The following is a 25,613-nucleotide window of genomic DNA, read 5'->3' on the forward strand; positions in this document are numbered from 1 at the left end:
CTATTAATGCAAACACAGTTCCCTAAAAAGCCTGGACAACCCTATAAAAACTTGGAAACTTCAGTTTGTAATTATTCAGCGGGCAACAAAAAACCAAGGTTGATACACCGCGTAGGTTGGCAGTATCTGTTTTTAAAAAGAGTTAATGCAGAATGATTCGACTTCTCTATTTTAGTCACGCCACGCCCGGGCTATCGGATGCTCAGGTACAGAACATCCTTCAGTCGTCACGAAAAAACAACCCAATCATAGGCGTCACTGGCGTTCTTATCTACGGTGGTGACATGTTCATGCAGGTCTTGGAAGGTCATGAACAAGCTGTGCTCAGGTTATATGTTAAGATCCTGGATGATCGAAGGCATAGCAACAGCCAGATCGTGCAAATGTCATACGCGAAGGAAAGGATGTTTAAAAACTGGTCCATGGGCGTTATCAAGACCAACCCCTTGAAATTTGAGCACATCAAAAAACTGCTGGATCACCGGCTTGAATCCGTTCATGCGGAGGTTTTTGCTGAAACGATGCGCGATTTTGTTAAGCGATTGAATGCCGAGCATTAATCCTCAACCCGTGTCTATCGAATAAGTGAAAAAGTCCTTATCGATACGCTTCCTCGCTTTCAATTCTTACTGACTTTTAAACTTAGGTTCTTAATAATTTCTTCTAAAGGCACCAGATTCAGTTTGATTCTGAACAGAATTTCCTGATTATCCAGCACGCCATAACATTCGTAAGTGCGCAACATGATGCTGGTGTTATTCAGCGTATTATTCTTGGATTCCGGCAGTTGCTTGACCAGAATATAGACTTTATCGTTATTTTTGAGCTGTTTGATCAAAAAACGGTCAACCGAAATATCATGCGAGGTGTACACCATCGGGTTTGCCTTGAAATCGTGATTCTCAAGCTGGGCTTTTTCCAATAGAACGCCCGAAGTCAAACTGCAGGGGAATATTTCAGGGTAGTGGGCAATATGGGCCAGTTCGTCAAAATAATCGGATTGCTCAACCAATGATCCGGACAGAAAATTTTTGACATTTCCATTCTGCAGCCATTTACGAATCAAAAAATAATCCGTGCCCGGCACCAGCGTTTTATCAGCAACCGTATTCAGATCCGGTAAATTGCTTAAATCGGTATCGCCAAGAAACAGCGGCGTTTGGGTTTCTTTTTTATAGCCCAGCAATATGGTTTTGTTTTGTGATTTGATCATGACACGGTTAGTCAGAGTCAAATGAGGAATGGTGGTGATCAGGGTTTTTTTGATTTCAAGTGAGAGTTCCTGGCGCGGCCTCAAAGCGTTGACAAAAATCGTCTGATAATTACTGAATCGCAGTTGCTTGTCCGCAATGATCTGGTCTTCATAATGCGCTTCGCGGTACAAGCGCATCTGATATTCGATCAGCGTATTTAACTGAAAACCCAGCACAATCGGTCCTTTAAACGGATTATGAGTAATCTGCAACCATTTGTGCTTGTCGTGAAACAGGTTAAAGTCATCCGAAGCATTTCGTGCAACCTCAATGTGGATTTGTTCAAAAGTAAACAACTGCTCTTTCATTCGTATAGTGTCGCTGTAATTTGAGGGGCAACTGCTTCAGTTGCCTGGATGTTAATCAGTGGAAATGGCGATTTATGCAGTTAATTCACTCGCAATCATCTCAGCCTGTTTCAACACGGTTTCTGTAGCAAGTAATTGTATATCAGGTGGATACCCATAAAACCTCAGAGTCCGCCTGATGATGACTTTTAATTTGGCTCTGACGCTTTCTTTAATCGTCCAGTCAATAGAAGCGTTTTCGCGCACTTTTTGCGTCAGGACAACTGCCAACTCCCGCAGCTGCTCATGTTGCATCAGTTCTCTGGCGCTATCGTTATTCGCAACAGCGGTATAAAAGGCATATTCAAAATCCGTCAGCCCCATGTTTCTGGTATTGTCATCAGAGGCGACAATTTCCTTACTAATCTTGATAAGCTCTTCTATAACCTCAGCAGCAGTCAATATTTTGTTTTGATATTTCTTGATGGGGTTTTCCAGCATTTCCATCAATGAACGGCTTTGGATCAAATTCTTTTTGGCACGGGCTTTAATTTCTTCGTTCAACAGTTTTTTTAATACTTCCAGTGCGAAGTTTTTGTATTGATGGTTTTTCAGCTCCTCCAAAAACTCATCAGACAAAATGGATATGTCCGGCTTCTTAATACCTGCTGCATCAAAAATGTCTACAACGTGTTCGGAGACTAATGCTTGATCTATTACTTGGCGGATGGTGGTTTCAGTTTCATCGTTATTGATACCTTCACCTGTGCCATCAAACTTGGCCAGTCTGGCTTTAACGGCTTGAAAAAACGCCACTTCATCTTTTACGTCCATCGCTTGTTCATGCGGAATAGCGATAGCAAACGCTTGAGATAGCGCCTTCAGTTCGTTGATATAGCGTTTACGACCATCATCCAACCCCAACACATGCTCTTCTGCGGCCAGTATCAACGAAAGCTTTTGCGATGTATCCGCATCAAAGTAATGCTCATAAGCAAAGCCGTAATACATGCCGGAAAGCACTTCCAATTTCTCCAGCATAAGATGTACCGCTTGCTCTTGCGCTAAGGTCGGATGACCTTTACCACCCTCATCGGAGTAAAACGATAACGCTTCATTTAGATCAGCGGCGATACCTAAATAATCAACGATCAAACCACCCGGTTTATCTTTGTAAACCCGATTGACCCGCGCAATGGCTTGCATCAAATTGTGGCCTTTCATTGGTTTGTCTATATACAGCGTGTTCAAACTCGGTGCGTCAAAGCAGGTTAGCCACATGTCAACGACAATAACCAAGCGTAGAGACGCAAAATTTTGCGTCTTTACCAAAGGTTCTTTCATGCGTTCCGCTAATTGTTTACGCTGCTGTTTGCTGGTGTGATGTTTGGCTAATTCCGGGCCATCACTGGACGCAGCCGTCATAACGACTTTAATTACACCTTTGTTCAAATCATCGGAATGCCATTCGGGTTTCAGCAGGATGATTTCTTGATACAGTTCCGCCGCAATCCGCCGCGACATGGAAACGATCATACCTTTACCGGCAAACACTTCTTGCCGTGCTTCAAAATGACTGACAATATCTTTTGCTAAGTTTCTGATGCGTTGACTACTGCCTATCAACGCTTCCATCTTAGTCCACTTCGCTTTGGCTTTTTGGGTGGCCGGTAGAGACGCAAAATCTTGCGTCTCTACATCCAATTCAGAGATCAGTTTTTTGCCTTCCTCACTGAGTCCCACTTTCGCTAAACGGCTTTCGTAATAAATCCGCACCGTAGAACCGTCTTCAACTGCCTGAGCAATATCGTAAATGTCTACATAGTTGCCAAACACAGCCGGTGTATTCACATCGGTTTTTTCAATCGGTGTGCCGGTAAAGCCTAAGTAGGTGGCATTCGGTAACGCATCGCGCAAATACTTTGCAAATCCGTACACCACCATGCTACCGATTTCGTTACCGTCTTTATCCTTCTCCCTGATGGTTTTGGCGCTGAAGCCATATTGAGTACGATGCGCTTCATCTGCGATCACCACAATATTGTGTCTGTCCGATAACTGCTCGTAAACATTGCCTTCATCAGGCTGGAATTTTTGGATGGTGGAAAACACCACACCACCGGAACCAACACGCAACAACTCTTTTAATTGCTGACGACTCTCCGCTTGTATCGGGTCTTGACGTAATAACTGACTAGACGAAGCAAAAGTATCAAACAACTGGTCGTCCAAATCATTACGATCAGTAATGACCAGCACTGTTGGATTATCCATCGTCAACACGATTTTGCCGGTGTAAAACACCATACACAGCGATTTACCGGAACCTTGCGTATGCCATACCACACCGGCTTTTTTATCACCGCGCGGTTGTTGCGTGACACCCGGTAAACCATAACTGGCGAAATTTTCCTGAATGGTTGCTGTAGAGACGCAAGATTTTGCGTCTCTACCCTCAAATCCGGCAGCGCGTAAGGTAGAGGCGACAGCGGCATTGACCGCGTAATACGGATGATAGGCAGCCACTTTTTTGACCGTGTGAATACTGATCACACCGGTTTCGGGATCTTCGCGTTTGCTCTTTTCAAACACGATAAAGTGACGAACCAAATCCAGCAATGTCGATTTATTCAGCATGCCTTTAATCAGCGTTTCCAACTGACTGACCAAATGCGACGCTTCCACTTTGCCATCCGCGGTTTTCCAAGCCATAAAACGCGAATAACCGGCCGACAAAGAACCTGCTTTCGCTTCCAAACCATCGGTAATCACTAACAACGCATTGGAAGTAAACAAACAAGGAATGGTGTGTTTATAAGTTTCCAGCTGTTTATAGGCAGACTTGATCGTCGCGTTTTTTAACTCAATGATGACCAGCGGTATGCCGTTTACAAACAACAGCAAATCCGGCCGCTTGTTCTGATGGATTTCAATCACAGTAAATTGATTGACGACGACAAAATCATTGTTGTCAGGATTAGCAAAATCTATCAACGACACTAAACCGCCGCGCTCAGCGCCATCTTGCTGATAACTGACTTTGACGCCTTCGGTCAGCAAACGATGGAAGGTTTCATTATTCGCCAACAAGTCGGGTGAGTGGACGCGTTGCACATCTTTTAATGCCGCTTGTAATATATCGTGCGATACAGTTGGATTGATGCGTTTTAGCGCCGCTTGCAAACGACCAACTAATAACACCGCATCGTAATGCTGCCGTTCCTGATGCTCACCGTCCGGCGCAATATTAGGGCCATAAAGATAGCTATAGCCAAGCTGTTGAAACGGATCAAGAGCAAATGCTTCAATGGCGGATTCAGTGAGTTTAGACATAATAGGTATCTTCCAGCCATCGCTGTGGATTGGTTTGAATGTATTCGGCGATTTTCAAATAATTCTCTTCACTGCGGATAACATGATCGTGAAATCGCGCTTGCCATGCGAAATTGATTCCCTGATTTTTAGCGCATTTGCTAACACCGATTTTATAGCCTCTGATAATCGAAGCCAAATTCTGCGATTGTGGGCCAAAGCGATTTTGCCGTTCCTGTAGAGACGCAAGATTTTGCGTCTCTACAGGTTTATCGATAGCCAAGATGCCATGAACATGATTGGGCATCACCACAAATTCATGTAAAACAACAAAAGGGAAATGATTTGGAATATCCAGCCAGCAACGTTCAGCACAGCGACCCAATTCCGATAAGCTCATTATTTGATTCTCAATCGAGCCAAAATGACAAATTCGGCCTGCGGTGCAAATAGTGACAAAATAAGCCGCATTCCAGCCGTAATTCCAATATGGCAGGCGGGTTGACTGAACACGGTATTTATTTTTATATTTTTCCACGGCACTCTTTAATCTGTATCGGTTGCCTTGGTAGAGACGCGATATTTTGCGTCTCTAAAGGTCGTAATCATCCAGCACCGCCAATGCATGGCTGTATTTTTCCTGGATCGCTAAAATGCCTTGCGATTGCAGCTTTTGCTCATTTAGCGCGTAGCCCTGAATCAGGTATCGTTTGAGTATATTGCTGGCCCAGATTCGGAATTGGCTGCCTCGTTGAGATTTCACCCGATAGCCCACCGAGATGATCACGTCCAGGTTGTAAACCTTAACCGGCTTATCCGAACCCGCAATGTGCAAAATTTGCACATTGCTTTTTTCATCCAATTCGCCTTCGGCAAACACATTATTGATGTGTTTGGTAATAACCGAGCGTTCACGTCCGAATAACACGCTCATTTGTTCTTGGCGCAACCAAACAGTTTCTTGTTCTAAGCAAACCTCAATCTGAATTTGGCCGTCAGCGGATTGATAAATGGCAATTTGTTCATTTTCGATTGTCACAACATTTTCCATATTCCAATTTCAGTAGAGACGCAAAATATTGCGTCTCTACTTATTAGTCTGTGCCATCAACAACCGAGTATTTATCGGTAGTTGAATTATTGCATGTTTTGCAACAGTTCAAAGTGATGTTTTAACCCGCACTTCGCCGCTCATTAGTTTGGGTAACAGGGTGTTTCGGAGTTCACCAACTACATGGTTAATAAGTAAATATGTAAAAAATAACAATTATCAACTTTTGGAAGCACTCCATAATTTGATTCACTATAAGTCATTGGTTTGGATAGCAACGCATATTTCCCAACTGTTCCTCTTGCCGAAATGACAGTTGCAAATTTTGGTAGTAATTTTGCTGAACTATTATTTAAACCATCCTCAGTTATAGTTTTTTCTGAAGAAATAACAAATGATTTGTGACTTGAGGCAATATCGCCTCCAGATAACCAAGGTATTTCTCCGTCCCAATATTCTGGTGTTGATGTTTTCGGTGTTCCTCCGCCTATCAACTCAACAACATCAAGCAAACTCATTTCTTCCCAACCCTCCTTAGCTTCTTCAATAAACCACTGCCGAAACAACTTTTCCGCCATGGCTTCAAGGATTTTATTTTGCCGGTGCAACAGGTCAATTTTGTCATCAAGGCTGCTGAGTAAGGTGGCGATGGCTTTTTGTTCTTCTAGGAGGCTGTCCGAGAATTGAATTAGTATGATACAAGTTCATATCATACCCTGGGAACGAAACGCAAGATCTGGATGTCTTTATGTCATATTATTTAACAATATCAACAAGATAAGGTATAATTATTAAAAATAACAGACCTTTGCGCAGCGATGACGATTCCCTTCAAATCCCGACCGGTTGAGTTTCATCAATACCAATTATTTCCCGGCAATGTGTTTGACCTCCTGCCGGAGGGTCATGAATGCTTTCTCTACGGCGAACTGTTCGAGCAGTTGGATACTGCTAGCGTTGAGCGGACCTATAGCCGGAAAGGCCAGCACGCCTATCACCCGAAGTTGATGGTTTCGATTCTGATCTATGCCTACAGCCGCGGCGTATTCAGTTCCCGGCAAATCGAGCGGCGCTGCCGCGAAGACTTGTCGTTCCTGTTCATCGCGCAAAATCACTGTCCGAACTTTCGAGTCTTGAGTGACTTTCGAAAAGACCATGCCGCGTTCTTTCAAACCTGCTTCAAGCAGACCGTCCAATTAGCCTTGGCGTTAAAGCTGGCCTCGTTGGTTCATATCAGTTTGGACGGCTCGAAATTCAAAGCGAATACGTCCAAGCACAAAGCGATGAGCTATCAGCACCTCAAGGAACAGGAACGCCAGTTAACCGACGAGATCGAAGCGCTGATCGCCCAAGCGGCGCGTTGCGATCAGGAAGAAGATCAGCGCTACCACGACCAAACCGGTTATGAACTACCGGCCGACTTACAGTTCAAACAAGGCCGACTGAGCAAGATCAAAGCCGCCAAACAAGCGCTCGAAGCCCGGGAAGCCGAGCTCAATCCGGACCAGCCGATCGATGGCAAAAAACAAATCAGCTTTGCCGATACCGATGCACGCATCATGGGCAAAAAGGGTGACTTTCACTACCGCTACAATGGCCAAATCAGCGTCGATGCTGACCAGCAAATCATTGTTGCCCAACACCTGAGTCTTAATGCCAACGACCAGCAAGAAGTCGAGCCGGCCTTAACCGCGCTCCAAGACAGCACGGGGCGCCTGCCCGATCAGTTGAGTGCCGATAACGGCTATTTCTCCGGCAATAATTTAGAGGCCTTCGCGCAACAGGGTGTCGATGCTTATCTGGCGCCCGGAAAAGGTGAAACCACGCCGTTAAGCCCCTTGGTCACGTCCGAGCGGAAACTGGTCAAAGCCGACTTCACCTACCACGAGGCGGACGACACCTATACCTGTCCTGGCGAACAAACCCTCACCGTGGTTCGGCACAGTGCCGAAGGGCAGAAGATCTATCAAGGCCACGCCTCGGTCTGCGCCGAATGCCCTTACTTCAAACGCTGCTGTCAGTCCCAAAAAGGCGAAGCGCGGACGCTGAGCTCCGACGCCCAAGAGCCGTTGCGGCAACAGATGCGCGAAAAAATGCGGCAACCGGCTGCGAAGGCCGTTTACCGGCAACGCAAAGTCATTGTCGAACCGGTCTTCGGGCAGATCAAGAACAGCGGTTTCCGGGGCTTCAGTGTCAGAGGCAAAGACAAAGTCGCCGGCGAATTCTCGCTGGTCTGCGCCACGCACAACCTTAAAAAAATGGTCAAAGCGATGGGTACGGGATTAGTGCGCCCAAATTTTGGGAAATGGGCATTAAATCCCGCCACATAGGCAAAAACAGAAAGCATTAGCAAGACAAGAAGCTCGTTTATGCGCTAAAAGGTGCAAAATTCGGGAACAACACATGAATATTCGAATGCTCTAATGAATATTCAAAAAATAGGGACTCTCGCTATGCTATTCTCGGACAGGCTCCTAGTGGAGGCAAGGACAAAACCATTTTGCGAAGTTGTCCCAGATTGAAGCCTGGGACAGCAGCACCAATGCCATTATTTATGATTTCTTGCTGTTTCTCTGGCGATGAAAATAGGTAATACAGAAAGAGAGAATCAGTTTTCTCTGTATCTGGAGTTAGCTTCATTTGCTTGTTTGAGATGATGTATTCAGAATACTTAGACTTTTTATCAATCAAGCCAATTTGATTGATAGTACCCCGGCAAGTAAAAACAATATCACCTTCGCGAACAGTTGATCGTGTAAATTCGGAAGCTTTTTCTTCTGTAACGAAGACAAAGCAATCGTCAATTATTCGGGTACCTATTTCGGTACTCAGATTCCCTCCACGAATAACAGGAACACCAGTGTCAACAAAGTATTTTGAACTGATAGCTGAGCCAAAAGGCCCTGTGGAAAGAGAATTCTTCCCAGGCATAGCTATTTCTTCCACTATACATTCTTGCCACTCGCTCATATTTTTACCCTTGCCAAATTTTCAGCAATGGCCTGATTGAGTAGAGCTTCTTCCTGCAACTGCGCCTCAAACTCCGCTTTCAACGCCGCAAAACGTTCAGCAAAATTAAAATCGTCCTCTTCATCCGGTAAACCGACATAGCGACCAGGTGTTAAAACGTAATCCAGTTCAACGACACGTTCTAACGGCACTGAGGCGCAAAAACCTTTTATATCTTCGTAAGGTGTTTCTCGAGTCCGCCAGGCATGATAAGAATCCGCAATTTGCTGAATGTCCTCATGTGATAGTTCACGAGTACGACGGTTGATTAAATGTCCTAGATTTCGCGCATCTATAAACAGAATTTCGTTTTGCCGATTGTTTGGATGTTGGTCTGTAGAGACGCAAAATTTTGCGTCTCCACGAAATTTTGCGTCTCTACGATCCCGCCTCATAAACCACAATGCAGCAGGAATTTGCGTATTTAAAAACAGCTTGGCTGGACAATTGACGATACAGTCAATCAAGTTGCCATCAGCGATCAGATTTTTCCGAATCACGCCTTCACCGCTGGTTTTACTGGTCAATGCGCCTTTGGCTAAAACCACACCGGCTTTGCCGGTCGGTGATAAGTGATGAATAAAATGTTGCAGCCAAGCAAAGTTGGCATTGCCTGCGGGCGGTGTGCCGTATTGCCAGCGGCCATCGGTACGCAAGAGTTCACCGCTCCAATCGCTGATGTTGAACGGTGGATTGGCGATGATGAAATCGGCTTTCAGGTCTTTATGCGCGTCGTTTAAAAACGAGCCTTCGTTGTTCCATAACCATTTGCAAGTAAGCATGTTCTCATGTTGTCGATCTCGTTCCGGATAGCTTCGTTAAGAGCCATTTCCTGCGACTCGTTAATTTAGGCTCTGCTACATAATTTAAAATCATTGATTTTTTGACGGGCTTTGGATTTTGTCTGATTGAGCCGATTAAAAGCTGCCCTTTGGCTATACTCTTGAACTCAAGAAGGAAAATACAGGTCTACCCGCAACTTGGCTAGACGTTATGGAGTGTATGGTTAAGAAGCGTTTAAATAAATCAATCAAAAGAGTATTGAAATGGCAAGACGAAGCGAGCACAGTCAGGAAGAAATAAAAGATATGGTGTTGAAAGCCGCCGAAAATATTGTGATTGAGGACGGTTATGGCGAATTGAAGGTTCGCAAAATCGCGATGGACATTGGCTATACCGTCGGTAGCGTCTACATGGTTTTCGACAACATGGCCGACCTGATCATGCACCTTCAAGCGCGAACCCTGGATTCGATTGCTGAGGCGCTGACACAAGGTAATCAGGAGCTGCAAGCGGATCAAAAAGTGATCGCATTAGCTAAAGCTTATTTGACTTTTGCCAGTGAGAATTTCAATCGCTGGGCCATGTTATTCGAGCATCGTTTGTCGGAAAGCGAAACACTGCCGGATTGGTACACCGTTAAAATCGAGAGACTGTTTCAAATTCTGGAAGAGCCTATGCGGCAAATGGCGGCTGGATTGACTGAGCATCAGATCAAACAGGCGGCCAGAGCTTTATGGGGTGGTATCCATGGCGTCTGTTTGCTGGCCCTGACAGGTAAAATGGATACCGTGGGTGTAGAAGATGCCGAAGAAGCCTTGTTGTTATTGGTTGAGAATTTCATCCTAGGCTGGGAAGCCAGCGCCGTAAAATAAGGCCTGTCTTCTAAGTTTTCTGAGGCAAACGGATAGACACAAGAAACGTCACAATAAACACCAGCACACCCAGCCAGGCCATGGCCAAAACCGGGCTGATATTCAAAGAGGCGGCATAGGTGTAACCGCCCACCGCAAGCAGCATCGCCGCATTCTGAAAAAATCCTTGTAACGCCACCGCGCTGCCGCTGCCTATGCTTTGTTGCCCCATTTCCTGCAATGCGGCATTGACAGGCACGATAAACATTCCTCCGGACATGCCGATCAGGAAAAGAAAGGATCGTGATTCCCACAGGCCGTCCATAAAGCTTAATCCCAAAATGAACAAGGCCATTAAATAGGCCGGAATTCGCGCTCGGCGCAGGTATTCCAGAGGAATTATCCTGGGAACCAAAGCCGAACCGGCAACGATACCTATCGCCAGAAAAAGGGTGAGTTCGGCGATTTCAGTCGCATTTTTTGAGAGTAAAACCAGCGGCGCCCAAGCGACCAGAATGACCCGTAAGGTTGCTGCTGCCGCCCAGAACATTGAAGCGCCGAGAATAGCGAATCGCGACCGGGGCGTATCAAAAAAGGTGATAATTTGTTTGCCGAAGAGCACGATTTTTGAGCCTGGAATTTTTGGATGTGCCGTTGTGACAGGGAGCCATAAAGTAACCACAGCAGACGTCACAAAAAGCGCAATGGTGCCGCTTAATGCCCAAACGGTAGAAAAATCAGCTACTTTGGCACCTACAATCATGCCGGTCAGGATGGCCAGAATCGTGGAGCCTTCAATCCAACTGTTGGCTTTGACCAATTGTGCGTGACCGGCCAGTTCCGGCAGTATTCCGTATTTGGCAGGGCTATAGATTGCGGCTCCGGCACCGACGACGCAATAGGCAATCAACGGTTCAAAGTTGAATAGCAGTAAACCCGCTCCGGCTGCTTTAATCAAATTGGCAATGATCAAGACTCTGGATTTGGCTTGGGTATCGGCAAAATTTCCGGCCCACGGCGCCAATACCACGAAGGCAACAATAAATACGCTTTGTAAGGCCGGTACATACCAGCTTGGCAGTTCCGTCGAGTGCATCACCATGGCAATGACGGTAAATAAAATCGCATTATCGGCAAAAGCCGAAAGAAACTGCGCAATCAGCAAAGGATAAATTTGTTTATGCATGGTGAGGTGCCGATGGTGACATTAAAATTAAAGAGTCGAATTGGAATCGATTATGCGGTAAGCCAGATCAGTGACTGCCGGATAATTCACCTTTCCGGTCGCCATAACCGGAATAGCATCGACGATAAAAATTTTCCTGGGCAAGGCGATTTTTGCCACACCTGCTGCCACGGCTTCAATGTCCTGGATAACGGCATTTTTTTGCGTCGTTAACAAAAGAATCTGCTCGCCTTTTTTGGGGTCGGGAATGCTGACGGCTGCATGCAAGGCGCCCGGCCATGCTTTGGAGGCAAGTTGCTCGACAGCGGTAAGAGAAACCATTTCCCCGCCGATCTTGGCGAAACGTTTACTGCGCCCGCGAATGCTGATAAAGCCTTCTTCATCTATATGGACGATGTCGCCGGTGTCATACCAGCCTTTGCCGTATATCGACTCGGGCGGAACGAGTGTGCCCGGATTATCGGCCAGCAAATAGCCCAGCATGATATTCGGACCTGAGACATGCAACTTGCCGCCTTCTTCGATACCGGGAATGGCTTCCAAATGATAATTCATGTCCGGCATGATCCGGCCGACTGTACCTGGTTTGCAATCCATGGGCGTGTTGACTGAGGTTACCGGTGCGGTTTCGGTTGCGCCGTAGCCCTCCAGGATGCGGATGCCGAATTTATCGGACCATAATTGACGAGTGCCTTCCTGTAATTTTTCCGCGCCCGCAACGACATAGCGAATACTGTAAAAATCATAAGGATGGGCTTTCTTGCCATAAGCGGAGAGAAATGTATTGGTGCCGAACATGATGGTTGCGTTGATCTCGTAAGCAATTTCAGGAATGACCGCGTAATGCAATGGCGAAGGGTAGAAAAAGGTCGTCATGCCGCTCATGATGGGCAGCATCGTACCGACGGTGAAACCAAACGAGTGAAACATCGGCAGAAAATTAAGCACGACATCCTGCGCATTGAAATTAATCCGCGATTGTATTTGCTTGTGATTGGCCAAAATATTGGAATGGGATAAAACCACGCCTTTGGGAGTGCCTTCCGAACCGGAAGTAAACAAGATGACGGCGGGACTGTCCGCGCTGTATCGTGTGTGTTTATACCAATAACTGGCCGTTTTGCATTTGACATACGCTTTCGCTTTAGTGAATAAGTTCAGAGCACTTGCGATGTCTTCCAGGTAAACCAGTGTCATTTGCTGGCTTAATTGATCAGCCTCATTTTGAAATTTACCCAGTTCGATAAAGCGGCGAGAGGTCAGCACTGTTTTTACCTGGGCGGTGTTACACGCTGACAACATGCCGGACGAACCGGTTGAATAATTCAGCATCGCAGGGGTGCGGCCATGCAATTGCAAACCCAGAACAACGCATAACGTTTTAGTGGAATTGGGCAAAAACACACCGACATTTTCGCCTTCACGGGTGATGTCGCGGATCAGATCGCCAATCAGGATAGAACGGGTAATCAGCGCGTCATAAGAGAGTGGTTTGCGCTCCAGGTCTTCTGCCACTGTATGTGAGCAGCCATGAATTTTTCTAGCTTCCAGCAATCCTGAAAAAAGTGTTTGCCGGTAATGGCTGGTGGCAAACATCATTTCAGTCATGATGTCTGTCAAAACATGGCCGCTGAATTTACGCCGATTTTTACCGCGTAAGCTATCAGGTGCTTTGATTTGCGTGGGCGAAAGAATCCTGATAGTAATTTTAGGAAACAGGCGCAACCGGACGGAGTTTCTGAGTCTGGAAAAATGCGTATATTCAGCGCCGTCGATGCGTATCGGTAAAATCATTGCTTCGGATTTGTCCGCAACCATCCCGGGGCCGTCATAAATCTTCATTAACGAGCCGGTAACGGTAATCCTGCCTTCAGGGAAAATAACGGTTTTGGTGTCTTTCTTTAAATGGTTGATCAACTCTTTCAGCGACAACGGATGTGTTGGGTCCATCGGAAACACTTGGGATAATTTCAAAAACGGTTTTAACCACCACCGTTCCGAAATTTGGGTGTTGATTGCGAACGTAATGTCGTCAGGAAGAAATGCTCCCAGCAGCAAAGGATCCAGAAACGAGGTGTGATTAGATATGATAAGGACTCGATTGCCCGCTTTTTGATAGTTATCAAGACCCTTGACTTCGACTTTGTAGACGAAGGTCAACAACTTGCGTAAGATTTTTTTTAACATGAAATTCCTCCTGTAGGCATCTTAACAAACATTGTCAGACGCATTGCCGGAAAACTATAATCAATAATTGAACGGTGTTCAATTAAAAATTTAATCGGACATATTATAGCTTTTTGGATGATCACTTTTTTTGTCCTGGAGTCTGTCCATCGATGAACAAGGATAGTCACGATGCTCTAAAATGACGAGGCGCTATCGGATATTCATCGCAATGAGTCGTTTCAACTAAAAGCAGTCGTAAAGCCGCGTTCAAAATCAAAAAACTGCTGTTGCATAGAGGTGAGCTTATGGATTGCTTTTACCCCTATCTGAATCAAGGTTTCCTTTTTCCTGATTAGCAAGATGTTTCAGCTAAATCCATAAATTCGTGATGCCCGTCTGGAAACGGGCATTCAGTGCCAAGGGGGGTAAGCTTCGAGCTATTCATGGGGTCTGGATTTCGGTAATCCCTACCGAAATGACGCTGCCGCCAAGTTCCCATGGATGGGTTTACCGCGTTCCGCGCAAGGCTTACGCCAACTCTCAAAGCTACATTCACAGTTCAAACTGGGAATTACTGTTACCTGAAGGCTTATGCGCGCGCAGCTAGCGGCATGTGATAAAGTAAGCAAAATTTTGCATTTGCATTTTAACTGTAATAGTAAGAACAGGAATGGAGCAGTAAGTGAACGGGATGGCATAACTGAAGAACCAAGCTCCTGACCGACAGGGCTTTTTTGGGTTGTTGATGTTATAACACTCACGTTTTTTGGCTTTAATTCAATCGCATCAATGAGTAACGGTAGCATTATGAAGAGGCGCAACTTTATCAAATCGGCAGGCATAGCCTCCTTGGCGGCTGGTGCCGTGTCGGTTTCCGCTCCCCGTGCCGCAATGGCACAGGCGGAGTTCAATTGGAAAATGGTGACTACGTGGCCGAAAAATTTTCCTGTGCTGGGAACGAATGCCAATTTGTTGGCCGGTTTAATTGGTGAAATGAGTGGCGGCAGGATACAGGTAAAAGTATACGGTGCCGCGGAAATGGTTCCTGCGTTTGAAGTGTTCGATGCCGTTTCCAAAGGAACTGCAGAGCTGGGTCATTCCGGCGCTTATTACTGGAAAGGCAAATCGGAAGCGGCCCAATTTTTTTCCGCCGTACCCTTTGGTCTGACTGCGCAGGAAATGAACGCCTGGCTGTATTACGGCGGCGGTTTGGAATTATGGCGGGAATTGTATAAACCCTTCGGCATTATTCCGGCGCCTACCGGTAATACCGGTGTGCAAATGGCCGGCTGGTTCAACCGTGAAATAAAGACGGTGGATGACCTCAAGGGTTTGAAAATGCGGATTCCCGGATTAGGCGGTGAAGTGCTGAGCCGGGCCGGAGGCACTACGGTCAATATGCCGGGCGCAGAACTGTTTACAGCGATGCAGTCAGGTACGTTGGATGCCACCGAATGGGTGGGGCCTTATAACGATTTGGCTTTTGGTTTATACAAAGTCGCCAAATTTTACTACTATCCGGGTTGGCATGAGCCGGGTTCGACGATTGAGGCCTTGATCAATGAAAAAGCGTTTAACACCTTGCCCAAAGATTTACAGCAGATTGTGTTAACGGCGTGCAAGGCGGCCAATATGGATATGATTGCTGAATTTACTGCGCGTAATAACCAGGCTTTGGATACGCTGATTAACAAACACAGCGTCAAAGTGCTGCCATTGCCGGATGAAGTGCTGAAAACATTGAAAGGTATTTCTGAAGAAGTCGTCACCGAATTAGCCGAGAAGGATGCCGCTTCTAAAAAAGTATTCGAATCGGTCATGACGTTTAAAAAACAAGTCATACGCTGGGGAGATATTTCAGAACTGGCTTATTTGAAGGCCAGGGCGCTTTAACTTTAAAACTCAATAGAGGATAAAAAATCCTGAACTTATGAATTGGGATCCTATTACTCAACACCTTGAAGCTGCCATTGGCCAGCCGTTCAGAATCCGTCGCGTGCTGTCCGTTATCGGAGGCGACATTAACGCGGCTTACCGGCTGCAAGGTGAAGAGACGTCTTATTTTGTCAAATTGAATCGACCTGAGCGCGAGGCCATGTTTGCGGCTGAATTTGCCGGGCTAGCCGCGATGGCCGCGACGCGGAGTGTCAGAGTGCCTGCGCCGGTTACTTACGGCAAGACAAAGGAATCTGCATTCATTGTGCTGGAATATCTGGATCTCAATCATAAATCGAAACAAGCCGATGAACGGTTGGGTCTGCAACTCGCAACCCTGCATTTGCAGCGGCAAGCCTATTACGGCTGGCATCTGGATAATACGATAGGCAGCACGCCGCAACTGAACGGGCAGTTCTCAGACTGGATTACTTTTTGGCGAGAGCGCCGTTTGGGTTTTCAATTGCGTTTGGCCGCTGAAAACGGATATTCAGGTAGTCTGCAACAAAAAGGCGAAAAATTAAGTGCGTCATTACCGGTTTTCTTTGAGTCTTACCAGCCCAAACCATCGTTATTACATGGCGATTTGTGGGGGGGCAATGCGTCGGCTGACAATCTGGGGCAGCCTGTTTTGTATGATCCTGCCTGTTATTTTGGGGATCATGAAGCCGATCTGGCCATGACTGAGTTATTCGGCGGTTTCAGCGCCGGTTTTTACGCGGCGTATCGTGAAACATTTCCAGTGGATGCAGGTTACGCTCAGCGAAAGATTCTCTATAATCTTTACCACATTCTCAATCATCTCAATTTATTTGGTGCCGGTTACTTGAGTCAGGCCGAATCAATGATGTCGCAGCTGCTAGCTGAACTTAAATAAAGGAATTTTGCAGCTGATGACGGTTTTACCCTTGCGAGCTAAAAATAATCGTAGCTATCAACGTGAATAGCTACTCTACAAATAATCTTGTGTTCGCTGACGATTAAATAATGCAAAGTTAGTTAAGTCAGGTGATTCACAGACCATTTCCCCCCACTCATTTTTATTACAAGATTACTGTTTTAATCAACCATGAATGAATTTATTCCCGGCCAGCGCTGGATTAGCAACACCGAGTCAGAATTAGGTTTAGGTATCGTCGAAGAGGCTGCATACAATCGTGTCAGTTTATTGTTTCTCGCCACCGGCGAAAAGCGGCTCTATGCTCAGGATAATGCGCCATTGACGCGCGTTAAATTCAGTGTGGGCGATGTCGTAGAGTCCGCAGAAGGTCAAAAAATGACCATCACCGGTCTGACTGAAAAAGGTGGATTGATCACTTACTTTGGCCGTGATGACGGTCATCAGGAAATTGAACTGGAAGAAATAGAATTAAGCCATCATATCCAGTTCAATAAACCCCAAGATCGTTTGTTTACCGGACAATTTGATCCCAGCAACTGGTTTCATCTACGCTATGAAACCTGGCGGCATTTGCAGCAGCAGCAACAATCTCCGGTTAAAGGCTTGCAAGGGGCCAGAGCTTCGTTGATTGCACATCAGCTTTATATTGCGCATGAGGCTGCCGGACGCGCTTCCCCCAGAATTATGTTGGCTGATGAAGTGGGATTGGGTAAAACGATTGAAGCCAGCCTGATTTTACATCATCGTCTGGTCAATGGTTTGAGCCGGCGTGTGCTGATTATCGTGCCGGACAGTCTGCTGCATCAATGGCTGGTGGAAATGGTGCGGCGGTTTAATTTGCGTTTCAGTTTGTTCGATGAAGAACGTTGCCTTGAAACGCATGAAGACAATCCGTTTATGACGGAACAGCTTGTTCTGTGCAGTCAGGACTTTTTTTCAGCTTATCCAAAACGCCAGCAACAGGCGCTGGACGTCGAATGGGATATGGTGATTGTTGATGAAGCGCATCATCTTGAATGGAGCGAGGATGCGCCTAGCCAGGATTACCTGTTTGTCGAACAATTAGGGCGCATTTCACCTTCCCTGATTTTACTGACGGCAACGCCTGAACAATTGGGTAAGCAAAGCCATTTTGCCCGGTTACGTTTGCTGGATCCCGATCGTTTTTATAGCTTTACCGCGTTTTTGGAAGAAGAGAAGCAGTTCGAGCCGGTTGCAGAAGCAGCGAAGTTATTGATCGAGGCTCAGCCCTTATCAGAACAGGCGAGGGAAAATTTAAGCCGCTTACTTCAGAATGACAATGCCGGCAATCTGGTAAAACAATTGGATGATCCCGATCAGGCTGATACAGCACGGGCCGAACTATTGAAAATCCTGTTAGATCATCACGGCACGGGGCGGATTTTATTTAGAAACTCCAGACAAACGGTCAAGGGCTTTCCGGAACGCCAATGTCAGGGCTATCCGCTGGAAGGTCAAGCTACCGAGAAAATGGAAAATGATCCTCGCTATTTATGGCTGGTCGACACCATCAAATCGTTGCGCGGTCGGAAAGCGCTTCTAATCTGTAAAAAAGCTCAAACGGCCATTGAGCTTGAGCAAAGTTTAAAAACCCGTGCAGGAATTGCGGCGGCTGTGTTTCATGAAGGCATGAGTATTATCGAACGCGACCGGGCGGCGGCCTATTTTGCGGATGAAGAAAGTGCTGCGAGGCTTTTGATTTGTTCGGAAATAGGAAGTGAGGGACGTAATTTTCAGTTTTTGCATCATCTGATTCTTTTTGATTTGCCGACAAATCCGGACTTATTGCAACAGCGTATCGGTCGTTTGGACAGGATTGGTCAACAACACGTGATACAGATCCATATTCCTTATATCAAAGATACACAAGATCATTTTTTGTACCGATGGTATGACGAAGGCTTGAATGCATTTCGAGTCAATTGTCACGCAGCGCAGCAGGTCGCAGCTATTCTTACCAAGGAATTGATTGCGGTTTTACAATCGCTGAATCAGGCAGAGCTGGAGCAATTGATCGCCAAAACTCAGATATTGGCCAGGGAGATAGATATAGAGCTTCATAATGGCAGGGATTTGTTACTGGAGTTGAACTCCTGCCGGAAAGAATCCGCTCATCAGCTTATCGATCAGTTGCAAGCCATCGATAATGAAGGAACGCTATGGCCATATCTGGAGGCTGTTTTTGATTGTTACGGCGTGGATATAGAATTTCATTCCAACGATTGCCATATCCTGCGGCCCAGTGAACATCTGCGCCTGGCCCATTTCCCGGGGCTTCCTGATGATGGCATTACCCTGACGACCAGCCGGGTTATTGGTCTGGCGCGCGAAGATTTGCAGTTTGTGACCTGGGAGCATCCCATGGTGACTGCGTCTATGGATATGGTGTTATCCAGTGAAACAGGTAATGCAGCCGTCAGTGTGGTCAAGCTCGATCAAGTCAAAGCAGGACGGTTTTTTCTGGAATGCCTGTTTGTAGTGGAATGCAGCGCGCCTGATTCGCTGCAGGTGAGGCGGTTTTTGCCCTCAGCGCCTATTCGCGTGTTGATCGATCAAAATAAAAATGATGTGACCAACATTATTCAGCACGAACAGATTGTCGATTCCGGCGTTAAATTTGATAAAAGACAAATCGTCGCATTTCTCAATAATCAACGTTTGCCCATTACGCATTTGCTGAATCTGGCGGAACAAAAAGCAACTCATGAAATGAACTCAATGATTGAGAAGGCAACTTTTCTGATGTTGACTACCTTGACGTCTGAGATAAAAAGGCTGGTCAGGTTGAGAAAAGTGAATCCCTCTATTCGGGAAGAAGAAATTGAGCAGTTAAAAGACTTTACCGAATTGTTACATGAGCATATTCAAGAGGCGAAAATCAAGCTGGATGCAGTTCGTTTTGTAATTACAAGCTAAGCTTACGCAGTCATTGTATTTTGACAGGTAAATGTAAATCCGTTTTTCTGAGTTTGTATCAGGATGGCCGGATTTACTCTTAGCCTATTTAAGGCGAGGCATCTATACTGACTTATTACGGGCCAGGATTTAAGCCGGTTTCTATTGTTGCGGCCGGGTTGATAACCTTTCTATTTTCTTTTTACTGGAACAGTGTGTGTATAGATGACGATTATTGGCTCGCTTAATGACCAATTTCCAAGACGATTACTTGAAAAAATCGGTCTTGCTGCCTTTAAGATGTAGGGTTAACAGTATTTAAGGCCGTTTATGGAAAATAATCCTATAGCAGAACACATTGCGCATCATCTGAGAATTCCGGTGTTACCCAATTCTGCTTTGCAACTGATAAAAGCGCTAACCAGCGAAGATATCGGTTTCCGGGAATTATCTATTGTTGTCAATCAACACCCCAGTATTGCCGCGCGTTTGCTGGCTTTAGCCAATTCAGCCTGGGCTGCGCCGGTAATACCGGTTCTGACGGTTGAAAATGCATGCGCGCGCTTAGGCTTAAATGTTGTACGTAGCGTCAGTCTGGGCTTGGCCATTATTGCGCCGTTTAATACAGCCAATTGTCCCGCATTTAACTTAAAGCAATTTTGGGCCAGTAGCATGCTGGTAGCGGAAGGTTCCGGTTTATTAGCCGCAGGTGTCTTGGGCTACGAACATAACGCGATGTTTCATCAAACGGCCCAGACAGCGGGTCTTCTCCACAACTTGGGCTTGCTGTGTTTGGCCGACGTGATGCCCAAAGAAACGCATGAAGCTTTTCAGGCAGTCAGTCATGATCATCTGACCATTATGGAGGCGTTGCGGCTTAAGGCAAAAACAGACTACTGTGAAATCGGTTCTCTGGTCGGCAATGCATGGGGATTGCCAAAAGTGTTTGTGGTTGCTATGGGACACCATCACGAAGCCGCTTATCACGAGGAATTTTGGCAGGTTTCAACGCTGGTGGGTTGCGTTGTTCAGGCGGTGCAGCATTTGTTTGATGGCCAGGAAACTTTGCCCGATGAGCCTCGCCTTACGGAATTGGCTGTCGATCCCCACTATTTTAATGAGGTCTACGAAAATCTGGGGGCAAAATTCAATAAATTCCTGACTATGGCCAATGACTTATTTTGAGGCTATTCAATCTTCGGACATTGTCTGAAGCCCACTCCCTGATTTATTTGAGCGCATGCACGCCTTTTTCGAATAAGTGATGCCTGCTCTAAATACCGGACACTCTTCATCATAAAAGAGCAAGTCAATCGCTTATTGTTTTCCTGGTTATAAAGTACCTTCAGCTAAACCGGAATCCTGCGGCATGCCGGCCGGTACTCACTATCTCTTGATTAGAACTTCAATACTCTTTTTTCCGCAATCAATAATTGGCTCAATCTTCATTATAGTTTAATTATATGCTTCAATGCGGGTGCGTAATACATTGTTTTTAAATAAGTTTATTAGAGTTTTTTTACATACTGAATTATGTCATATAACTTAAATTGTCTAACGTTTTGAGTGATATGCCCTATGGTTTTTTAAGTTTGATCAAACAAGGGAAGATTTAAATTGCCTCTAAAAAAATTTATACCTTTCGCACTTCAAATTTCGGCAGTGCCTAAGGAGGCAACGGGTTGTTCGGCAAAGGCTTTGCCAGCAGGGATACTGGCATAGAGCCTACAGGGATGGTTTTACGGCGTCCTTTGACGGGCACCCCGGTGCCGAATTTCGATCTACGATGGGTCTAGTAATCGGGACGTTATTTCAAGTCTGTATCGCTGATAGCCATAATTCCCAATTTGACACCAAAGAAGGGGTAAGGTGAGTTTGGCGAGGATGTCGATAGCAGGATTGCTATCGTCAAGCCCCCAGGGGGGCGGCGTGCCTCGCCAAACTTGCCTTGCCCCCTAAACGACGATAAAAAGCTCTAATAGCCAGTCAATTGAGTTTTGACCGGTTGTAGTAAAAGAGCCGTTTGTGGCTTGTCCTTCGACAAACTCAGTAAAAACGGATTATTCAATGTGAAAATCCGCGTGAGTGACGTCAATAGAGTCGATTAAGCGCATGCTTATAGACGGACGTGTTGATTGGCAAGGCTTTGGCCTATAGATTGCTTAAAAAGCCAGCAAACTGTTGGGTGGTCCGGACTCAGGATTGGTTGAAGTAGAAGTGATATTGTTAAGAAAGGTGAGGCATCATCAAATGGCCTTGCGTAGACTTTTGAGAATCGTCTGTCTTGTCGACCGCTCACTTAGAAGAATTAGCGTCATTGCTGTGATACGAACGCTATTCAGCTGATTTGAATTATATGTCAGGCATGGATGACGTTGTCGTTTGCTTGTTCCCAAGCCATAGTCATACGCACAAAATAATGAACCGTGACCGAAGTAATGGCGCTGATTTTTGGATCAATTCCACCGGTTTTCTTCACTTTTCGACCGCCCCCCACCCTAAATTATGACCAAAAATAAATCTGCCAAGTCTGCATTTGCGATTTCAAATCAGCAGACCTGTTCACCAGGACTCAATAAAGCCATTTTGTTTTCAACCGTTACGATCAGCGGGGGAGCAGTAATGATTTTGGAGCTTCTTGGTACACGTATTATCGCGCCTTTTTACGGAGTCAGTCTCTATGTCTGGTCCTCTTTGATCACGGTAACCATGATTGCTCTGGCGATCGGTTATTATCTCGGGGGATATTGCGCTGACCGTTTCCAGCGCTTGCGTTTGTCGCATGTAGCCATGATTGCCGCTTTTGCCACAGTCATCATTCCGTTTATCAGTGGACCGGTACTGACGATGACAAATCCATTGGGTTTGCGTGCCGGTGCGTTCGTTTCTTCTTTTATCTTGTTTGGGACGCCCTTGACGGCCTTAGCCATGTTTGGGCCCTTCGTCATCAAAATGGCTACCAGGGATTTGAAGGGGGTAGGCACTGCTGCAGGTTCAGTCTATGCCGTAAGTACTGTCGGCAGCGTACTGGGAACAGTCTTGCTTGGCTTTTATCTGTTGCCGCAATTTGGCTCACGAACAATTGTGTTCAGTCTAAGTCTGGTGTTACTGATGCTGGCTGCATTTTGGGTGGTGCTGGATAATCGCCAGAAAAAACAATCCTCCGGTTCTATCCTGCCACTGGCTATTATCGCTGTAATCTCTGTTGTCATGGCTACAAACGGTTTTGCAAAATCTGAAGGGAAGACGTCGGGCTTCAATATGCTGCATGAGGAGGAGAGTATCTATGGCTGGGTTCGGGTGGTCGAAGATGTCAACAAGGGGTACCGGATGTTGTTGTCAGATGCGTCGGTATTGAGTGCTGTTGACAAGCGTAGCGGTCACAGTTTGTTGAGTTATCAATGGGTTTTGGGTGGTTTGCAGCAATTTCGACCCAAGGCAGAACAGGCGCTGCTGATTGGTTTAGGCGGCGGCCATGTGGCCAAGGAGCTAAAATCAAAAGGCGTTACAACTGATACCATCGAGATTGATTCGGCAGTGGCTCAAGCTTCGCTGGATTATTTCAATTTTAAACCTACCGGAGATTTCATTGTAGGCGATGCAAGATATGAAATCCGTCAGTTACACAAGCGCTATGATTTTATTATCCATGACTGCTTTACCGGCGGTTCCGAGCCTACACATCTGTTAACTCAGGAAATGTTGACTCAGTTGCGTGGTTTGCTGACCAAGTCCGGGATTCTGGCGTTGAACTATGTCGGTTTCACCAAGGGCGAGGGGTCCGATGCGGTTCAATCAGTTTATAAAACGCTGCAGACAGTGCTGCCCAATATCCGAGTGTTCATTACTGATAAAGAAGAATTCACCGATTTTATTTTTTTAGCCTCGGCTGAACCTTTATTATTGGACAGAAATAGCAGCGAATTTAGGGTGAGTTGGCTGCTCGATCATGAATATCATTTTAAAGACTCTCCAACTGCCATCGTATTCACTGACGATTACAATCCGGTAGAAAGTATGCAATTACGCAAGGCGGAAAATTATCGTGAAGTGTTTATACAGCGAGTTGCCCCGGAATTGTTGCAAATTCTGTAGTGATGCATAGAAACATTGCCGTCTGATTTTCATGTTTCACGCCTCCATGGATTATCTCCAGGCGGCTGTCTGGAGTTGGTTGCTGCAGCTTCTGAGGCTTTTCCAGCTGAAGGGGGGCAAAACAGTGATTTTTTTGCTTTGCCTAGTTTTGATTTTTCCCGGCTCAGTCCTTTCGTCATAAGCTCCCGCTTACCTGCGATCCTGTATTCCTTCATAATTTGCTTCAGTCTTTTGCGTTAAGCAGCAACTGGACTTCCTGCAGCAATTTCCTGTTTGAACTTTTAATGTGGCTTTGAGGGTTGGCGCAAGCCTTACGAGGAATGCCGTAGACCCATCCATGGGGGCTTGACGGTTGCCGTCAAGCCCGCAAAGCTTAAGCCTCTCCCTCTTAATCATCAAACCGGGAATTGCGGGGATTTCCTGTGCAGATTGCTATTATTTTGATTTAGAGGCTTTTACCGCTACCGCGGGAAATGGGTATCAGCCGGCTTGTCATTGGGACAGCAGGGATGCTTAAATCTTTACATAAACACACGGATATATCGCCAATTGGGCACGTTATTTAACACAGTTTAATTAGAAGACGGTCACATTTTTTATTGGTATGGTGGCAATAAGTAATTGATATTGAATTGTTTGTGTTGTTTGGCATAAAAAGTGTTATGTATAAGTCTGTAGAAATTATTATTGCTTTACTTGTATCAAAAGCTATACGGACGTGTTCTACAAAAAATAAAAAACACAATCAAAACATTACCAGTTTAAAAGGGGATTTTATATGGTTAACAGAATACACCTGCTTAAAGCAGTTTCAGCGGTAAGTTTGGCTCTTTTTACTAACTTGGCTTCTGCACATGTCGGTTACGGAACCGCGTTGTACGATCAAGCCACCAATACCTATGCAGGCGCCGGTTCCGGTGGCTTAAATCCGACAGCATCGAGTAACGCAGGCTGGATATCCGGCTTGAGCGATAACGGTGTTAACCGGACCGAGGCTCTGGACACCTTCGGCGATACCCACAACAACCGTTTTCGTTTCTTTACTCTGACTCAGCAGTCGGCTGTAAATTTCACAGTGAGTGGCGGCATTAACAGCAACGGAGCTTCAATTTTAAATCCTGGCGTGTCTATTTATAGCGGTCTGGTGCCAGCTTCTTCTCATGATGGAGTGGGCGATACCAATGGCTTGTCTCCTGATGCAATTACAGCTTTGCAAACACCAGCAAATAATGCTTACCTGGCAGCTCACCCCGGCTATGCTTCCTGGTCACCTTTCTATGATGCCAACGACGAAATCGTTGCCAACGGCGGCGGCTCCAGCTTTGATAAATGGGGTGTATTCAAATCCGACGGTAACTTTGAAATGGGCAACAATAATGGCCTGGTAAGCGGCGTTACATTTATTGATGCCGTTGCCGATATGGCCAGCGGAGCGTATGCCGATGGTAACGTCGATAACAGCGTAAGCTGGAATGGTATTCTCGGTCCAGGCACTTATACGCTGACAATCGGCGGTGCCAGTCTGAATGATCTGAACAGCCTATTCACTGCGGTTCAATTGGGGGTCCCTGGCCCAAATTCCACTTCCTGTGCCTTTAACGGCGATCCAGGATGCAACGGCACTGCGTGGCCAGGTGATGCAACTATCGAAGGTGCCTATGCCAACCTGCGTCTCGCCCGCAATATCAACATTGCCATGGATGTGCAGCCAGTCCCGGTTCCCGGTGCCGTATGGCTATTAGGCAGTGCCATGGTTGGCTTGATCGGCTTAGGTCGCAAGAAAGCGGTTGCAGCTTAACTTTGGACGAACTTAGTTAACGGTTTTTCTCATTGGAGAACAATCGCGGCCAAGGAAGGCCGGGAGC

General features: G+C 46.1%; 18 protein-coding genes. 9 read left to right on the top strand and 9 right to left on the bottom strand.

Annotation, left to right across the window (positions count from 1 at the left end; all coding sequences use genetic code 11):
• The first annotated feature begins 152 nt into the window (after nt 1-152).
• Nucleotides 153-560: a BLUF domain-containing protein gene (locus tag GO003_RS07005; RefSeq protein ID WP_159658930.1), complete on the top strand. Its 408-nt coding sequence runs from the start codon at nt 153-155 to the stop codon at nt 558-560.
• A 59-nt stretch (nt 561-619) separates the two neighbouring features.
• Here the strand turns inward: GO003_RS07005 and GO003_RS07010 are convergent, their stop codons facing one another.
• The 5 genes from GO003_RS07010 to GO003_RS07030 all read right to left on the bottom strand — a co-directional run bounded on the left by GO003_RS07010 (nt 620) and on the right by GO003_RS07030 (nt 6,481).
• Nucleotides 620-1,561: a PI-PLC domain-containing protein gene (locus GO003_RS07010; protein ID WP_159658929.1), complete on the bottom strand. Its 942-nt coding sequence runs from the start codon at nt 1,559-1,561 to the stop codon at nt 620-622.
• A 72-nt stretch (nt 1,562-1,633) separates the two neighbouring features.
• Nucleotides 1,634-4,873: a type I restriction endonuclease subunit R gene (locus GO003_RS07015; RefSeq protein ID WP_159658928.1), complete on the bottom strand. Its 3,240-nt coding sequence runs from the start codon at nt 4,871-4,873 to the stop codon at nt 1,634-1,636.
• Nucleotides 4,866-5,390 (bottom strand): transposase, encoded by a 525-nt coding sequence (locus GO003_RS07020; protein ID WP_159658927.1) that lies wholly within the window; start codon nt 5,388-5,390, stop codon nt 4,866-4,868. The genes GO003_RS07015 and GO003_RS07020 overlap by 8 nt, the downstream gene beginning before the upstream one ends.
• A 54-nt stretch (nt 5,391-5,444) precedes the next feature.
• Nucleotides 5,445-5,891 (bottom strand): virulence RhuM family protein, encoded by a 447-nt coding sequence (locus GO003_RS07025; protein WP_231088852.1) that lies wholly within the window; start codon nt 5,889-5,891, stop codon nt 5,445-5,447.
• Nucleotides 5,892-6,082: 191 nt separating this feature from the next.
• Nucleotides 6,083-6,481 (bottom strand): restriction endonuclease subunit S, encoded by a 399-nt coding sequence (locus GO003_RS07030; RefSeq protein WP_206444801.1) that lies wholly within the window; start codon nt 6,479-6,481, stop codon nt 6,083-6,085.
• A gap of 240 nt (nt 6,482-6,721) precedes the next feature.
• Here GO003_RS07030 and GO003_RS07035 point away from each other — a divergent pair, with 240 nt between their 5' ends.
• A complete protein-coding gene (locus tag GO003_RS07035) occupies nt 6,722-8,233 on the top strand; it encodes an IS1182 family transposase (protein ID WP_231088853.1) in 1,512 nt (503 codons plus the stop codon).
• A gap of 121 nt (nt 8,234-8,354) precedes the next feature.
• On the opposite strand, the gene GO003_RS07040 is transcribed toward GO003_RS07035, so the two are convergent.
• On the bottom strand, nt 8,355-8,873 hold the full coding sequence (locus GO003_RS07040) for a restriction endonuclease subunit S (RefSeq protein WP_159652798.1): 519 nt from the start codon (nt 8,871-8,873) through the stop codon (nt 8,355-8,357).
• Nucleotides 8,870-9,694: an N-6 DNA methylase gene (locus GO003_RS07045; protein WP_231088854.1), complete on the bottom strand. Its 825-nt coding sequence runs from the start codon at nt 9,692-9,694 to the stop codon at nt 8,870-8,872. Before GO003_RS07045 ends, GO003_RS07040 begins: the two co-directional genes overlap by 4 nt.
• A gap of 264 nt (nt 9,695-9,958) precedes the next feature.
• On the opposite strand from GO003_RS07045, the gene GO003_RS07050 reads away from it, so the two are divergent.
• The gene (locus GO003_RS07050) at nt 9,959-10,567 is read left to right on the top strand and encodes a TetR-like C-terminal domain-containing protein (protein ID WP_159652800.1); all 609 of its coding nucleotides are present in this window, start codon (nt 9,959-9,961) and stop codon (nt 10,565-10,567) included.
• Nucleotides 10,568-10,577: 10 nt separating this feature from the next.
• Here the strand turns inward: GO003_RS07050 and lplT are convergent, their stop codons facing one another.
• Nucleotides 10,578-11,732: a lysophospholipid transporter LplT gene (gene lplT, locus GO003_RS07055; RefSeq protein WP_159652802.1), complete on the bottom strand. Its 1,155-nt coding sequence runs from the start codon at nt 11,730-11,732 to the stop codon at nt 10,578-10,580.
• Nucleotides 11,733-11,759: 27 nt separating this feature from the next.
• Complete coding sequence (locus tag GO003_RS07060) at nt 11,760-13,919, bottom strand: AMP-binding protein (RefSeq protein ID WP_159652804.1); 2,160 nt, start codon at nt 13,917-13,919, stop codon at nt 11,760-11,762.
• 789 nt (nt 13,920-14,708) lie between these two features.
• On the opposite strand from GO003_RS07060, the gene GO003_RS07065 reads away from it, so the two are divergent.
• The 6 genes from GO003_RS07065 (at nt 14,709) to GO003_RS07090 (ending at nt 25,546) form a co-directional block, all read left to right on the top strand.
• The gene (locus GO003_RS07065) at nt 14,709-15,794 is read left to right on the top strand and encodes a TRAP transporter substrate-binding protein (protein WP_159652806.1); all 1,086 of its coding nucleotides are present in this window, start codon (nt 14,709-14,711) and stop codon (nt 15,792-15,794) included.
• A gap of 37 nt (nt 15,795-15,831) precedes the next feature.
• Nucleotides 15,832-16,713, top strand: a complete 882-nt coding sequence (locus GO003_RS07070) for a fructosamine kinase family protein (protein WP_159652808.1) — start codon at nt 15,832-15,834, stop codon at nt 16,711-16,713.
• A gap of 192 nt (nt 16,714-16,905) precedes the next feature.
• Nucleotides 16,906-19,674, top strand: coding sequence for an RNA polymerase-associated protein RapA (rapA, locus tag GO003_RS07075; protein WP_159652810.1), 2,769 nt, complete (start codon nt 16,906-16,908; stop codon nt 19,672-19,674).
• Between the two features lie 309 nt (nt 19,675-19,983).
• The gene (locus GO003_RS07080) at nt 19,984-20,838 is read left to right on the top strand and encodes an HDOD domain-containing protein (protein WP_159652812.1); all 855 of its coding nucleotides are present in this window, start codon (nt 19,984-19,986) and stop codon (nt 20,836-20,838) included.
• Nucleotides 20,839-22,158: 1,320 nt separating this feature from the next.
• Entirely contained in the window at nt 22,159-23,748 is a 1,590-nt protein-coding gene (locus GO003_RS07085; protein ID WP_206444586.1) for a fused MFS/spermidine synthase, read from the top strand.
• 778 nt (nt 23,749-24,526) lie between these two features.
• A complete protein-coding gene (locus GO003_RS07090) occupies nt 24,527-25,546 on the top strand; it encodes a hypothetical protein (protein WP_231088855.1) in 1,020 nt (339 codons plus the stop codon).
• The last annotated feature ends 67 nt before the right edge of the window (nt 25,547-25,613 follow it).

The organism is Methylicorpusculum oleiharenae (genome assembly GCF_009828925.2).
Lineage (GTDB): Bacteria > Pseudomonadota > Gammaproteobacteria > Methylococcales > Methylomonadaceae > Methylicorpusculum > Methylicorpusculum oleiharenae.

Coding starts and splice junctions, on each gene's coding strand:
- GO003_RS07035 (WP_231088853.1), top strand. CDS start 6,722: ATGACGATTCCCTTCAAATCCCGACCGGTTGAGTTTCATCAATACCAA.
- GO003_RS07045 (WP_231088854.1), bottom strand. CDS start 9,694: ATGCTTACTTGCAAATGGTTATGGAACAACGAAGGCTCGTTTTTAAAC.
- GO003_RS07005 (WP_159658930.1), top strand. CDS start 153: ATGATTCGACTTCTCTATTTTAGTCACGCCACGCCCGGGCTATCGGAT.
- GO003_RS07090 (WP_231088855.1), top strand. CDS start 24,527: ATGGTTAACAGAATACACCTGCTTAAAGCAGTTTCAGCGGTAAGTTTG.
- GO003_RS07060 (WP_159652804.1), bottom strand. CDS start 13,919: ATGTTAAAAAAAATCTTACGCAAGTTGTTGACCTTCGTCTACAAAGTC.
- GO003_RS07015 (WP_159658928.1), bottom strand. CDS start 4,873: ATGTCTAAACTCACTGAATCCGCCATTGAAGCATTTGCTCTTGATCCG.
- GO003_RS07040 (WP_159652798.1), bottom strand. CDS start 8,873: ATGAGCGAGTGGCAAGAATGTATAGTGGAAGAAATAGCTATGCCTGGG.
- lplT (WP_159652802.1), bottom strand. CDS start 11,732: ATGCATAAACAAATTTATCCTTTGCTGATTGCGCAGTTTCTTTCGGCT.
- GO003_RS07030 (WP_206444801.1), bottom strand. CDS start 6,481: ATGGCGGAAAAGTTGTTTCGGCAGTGGTTTATTGAAGAAGCTAAGGAG.
- GO003_RS07010 (WP_159658929.1), bottom strand. CDS start 1,561: ATGAAAGAGCAGTTGTTTACTTTTGAACAAATCCACATTGAGGTTGCA.
- GO003_RS07065 (WP_159652806.1), top strand. CDS start 14,709: ATGAAGAGGCGCAACTTTATCAAATCGGCAGGCATAGCCTCCTTGGCG.
- GO003_RS07080 (WP_159652812.1), top strand. CDS start 19,984: ATGGAAAATAATCCTATAGCAGAACACATTGCGCATCATCTGAGAATT.
- GO003_RS07085 (WP_206444586.1), top strand. CDS start 22,159: ATGACCAAAAATAAATCTGCCAAGTCTGCATTTGCGATTTCAAATCAG.
- GO003_RS07050 (WP_159652800.1), top strand. CDS start 9,959: ATGGCAAGACGAAGCGAGCACAGTCAGGAAGAAATAAAAGATATGGTG.
- rapA (WP_159652810.1), top strand. CDS start 16,906: ATGAATGAATTTATTCCCGGCCAGCGCTGGATTAGCAACACCGAGTCA.
- GO003_RS07070 (WP_159652808.1), top strand. CDS start 15,832: ATGAATTGGGATCCTATTACTCAACACCTTGAAGCTGCCATTGGCCAG.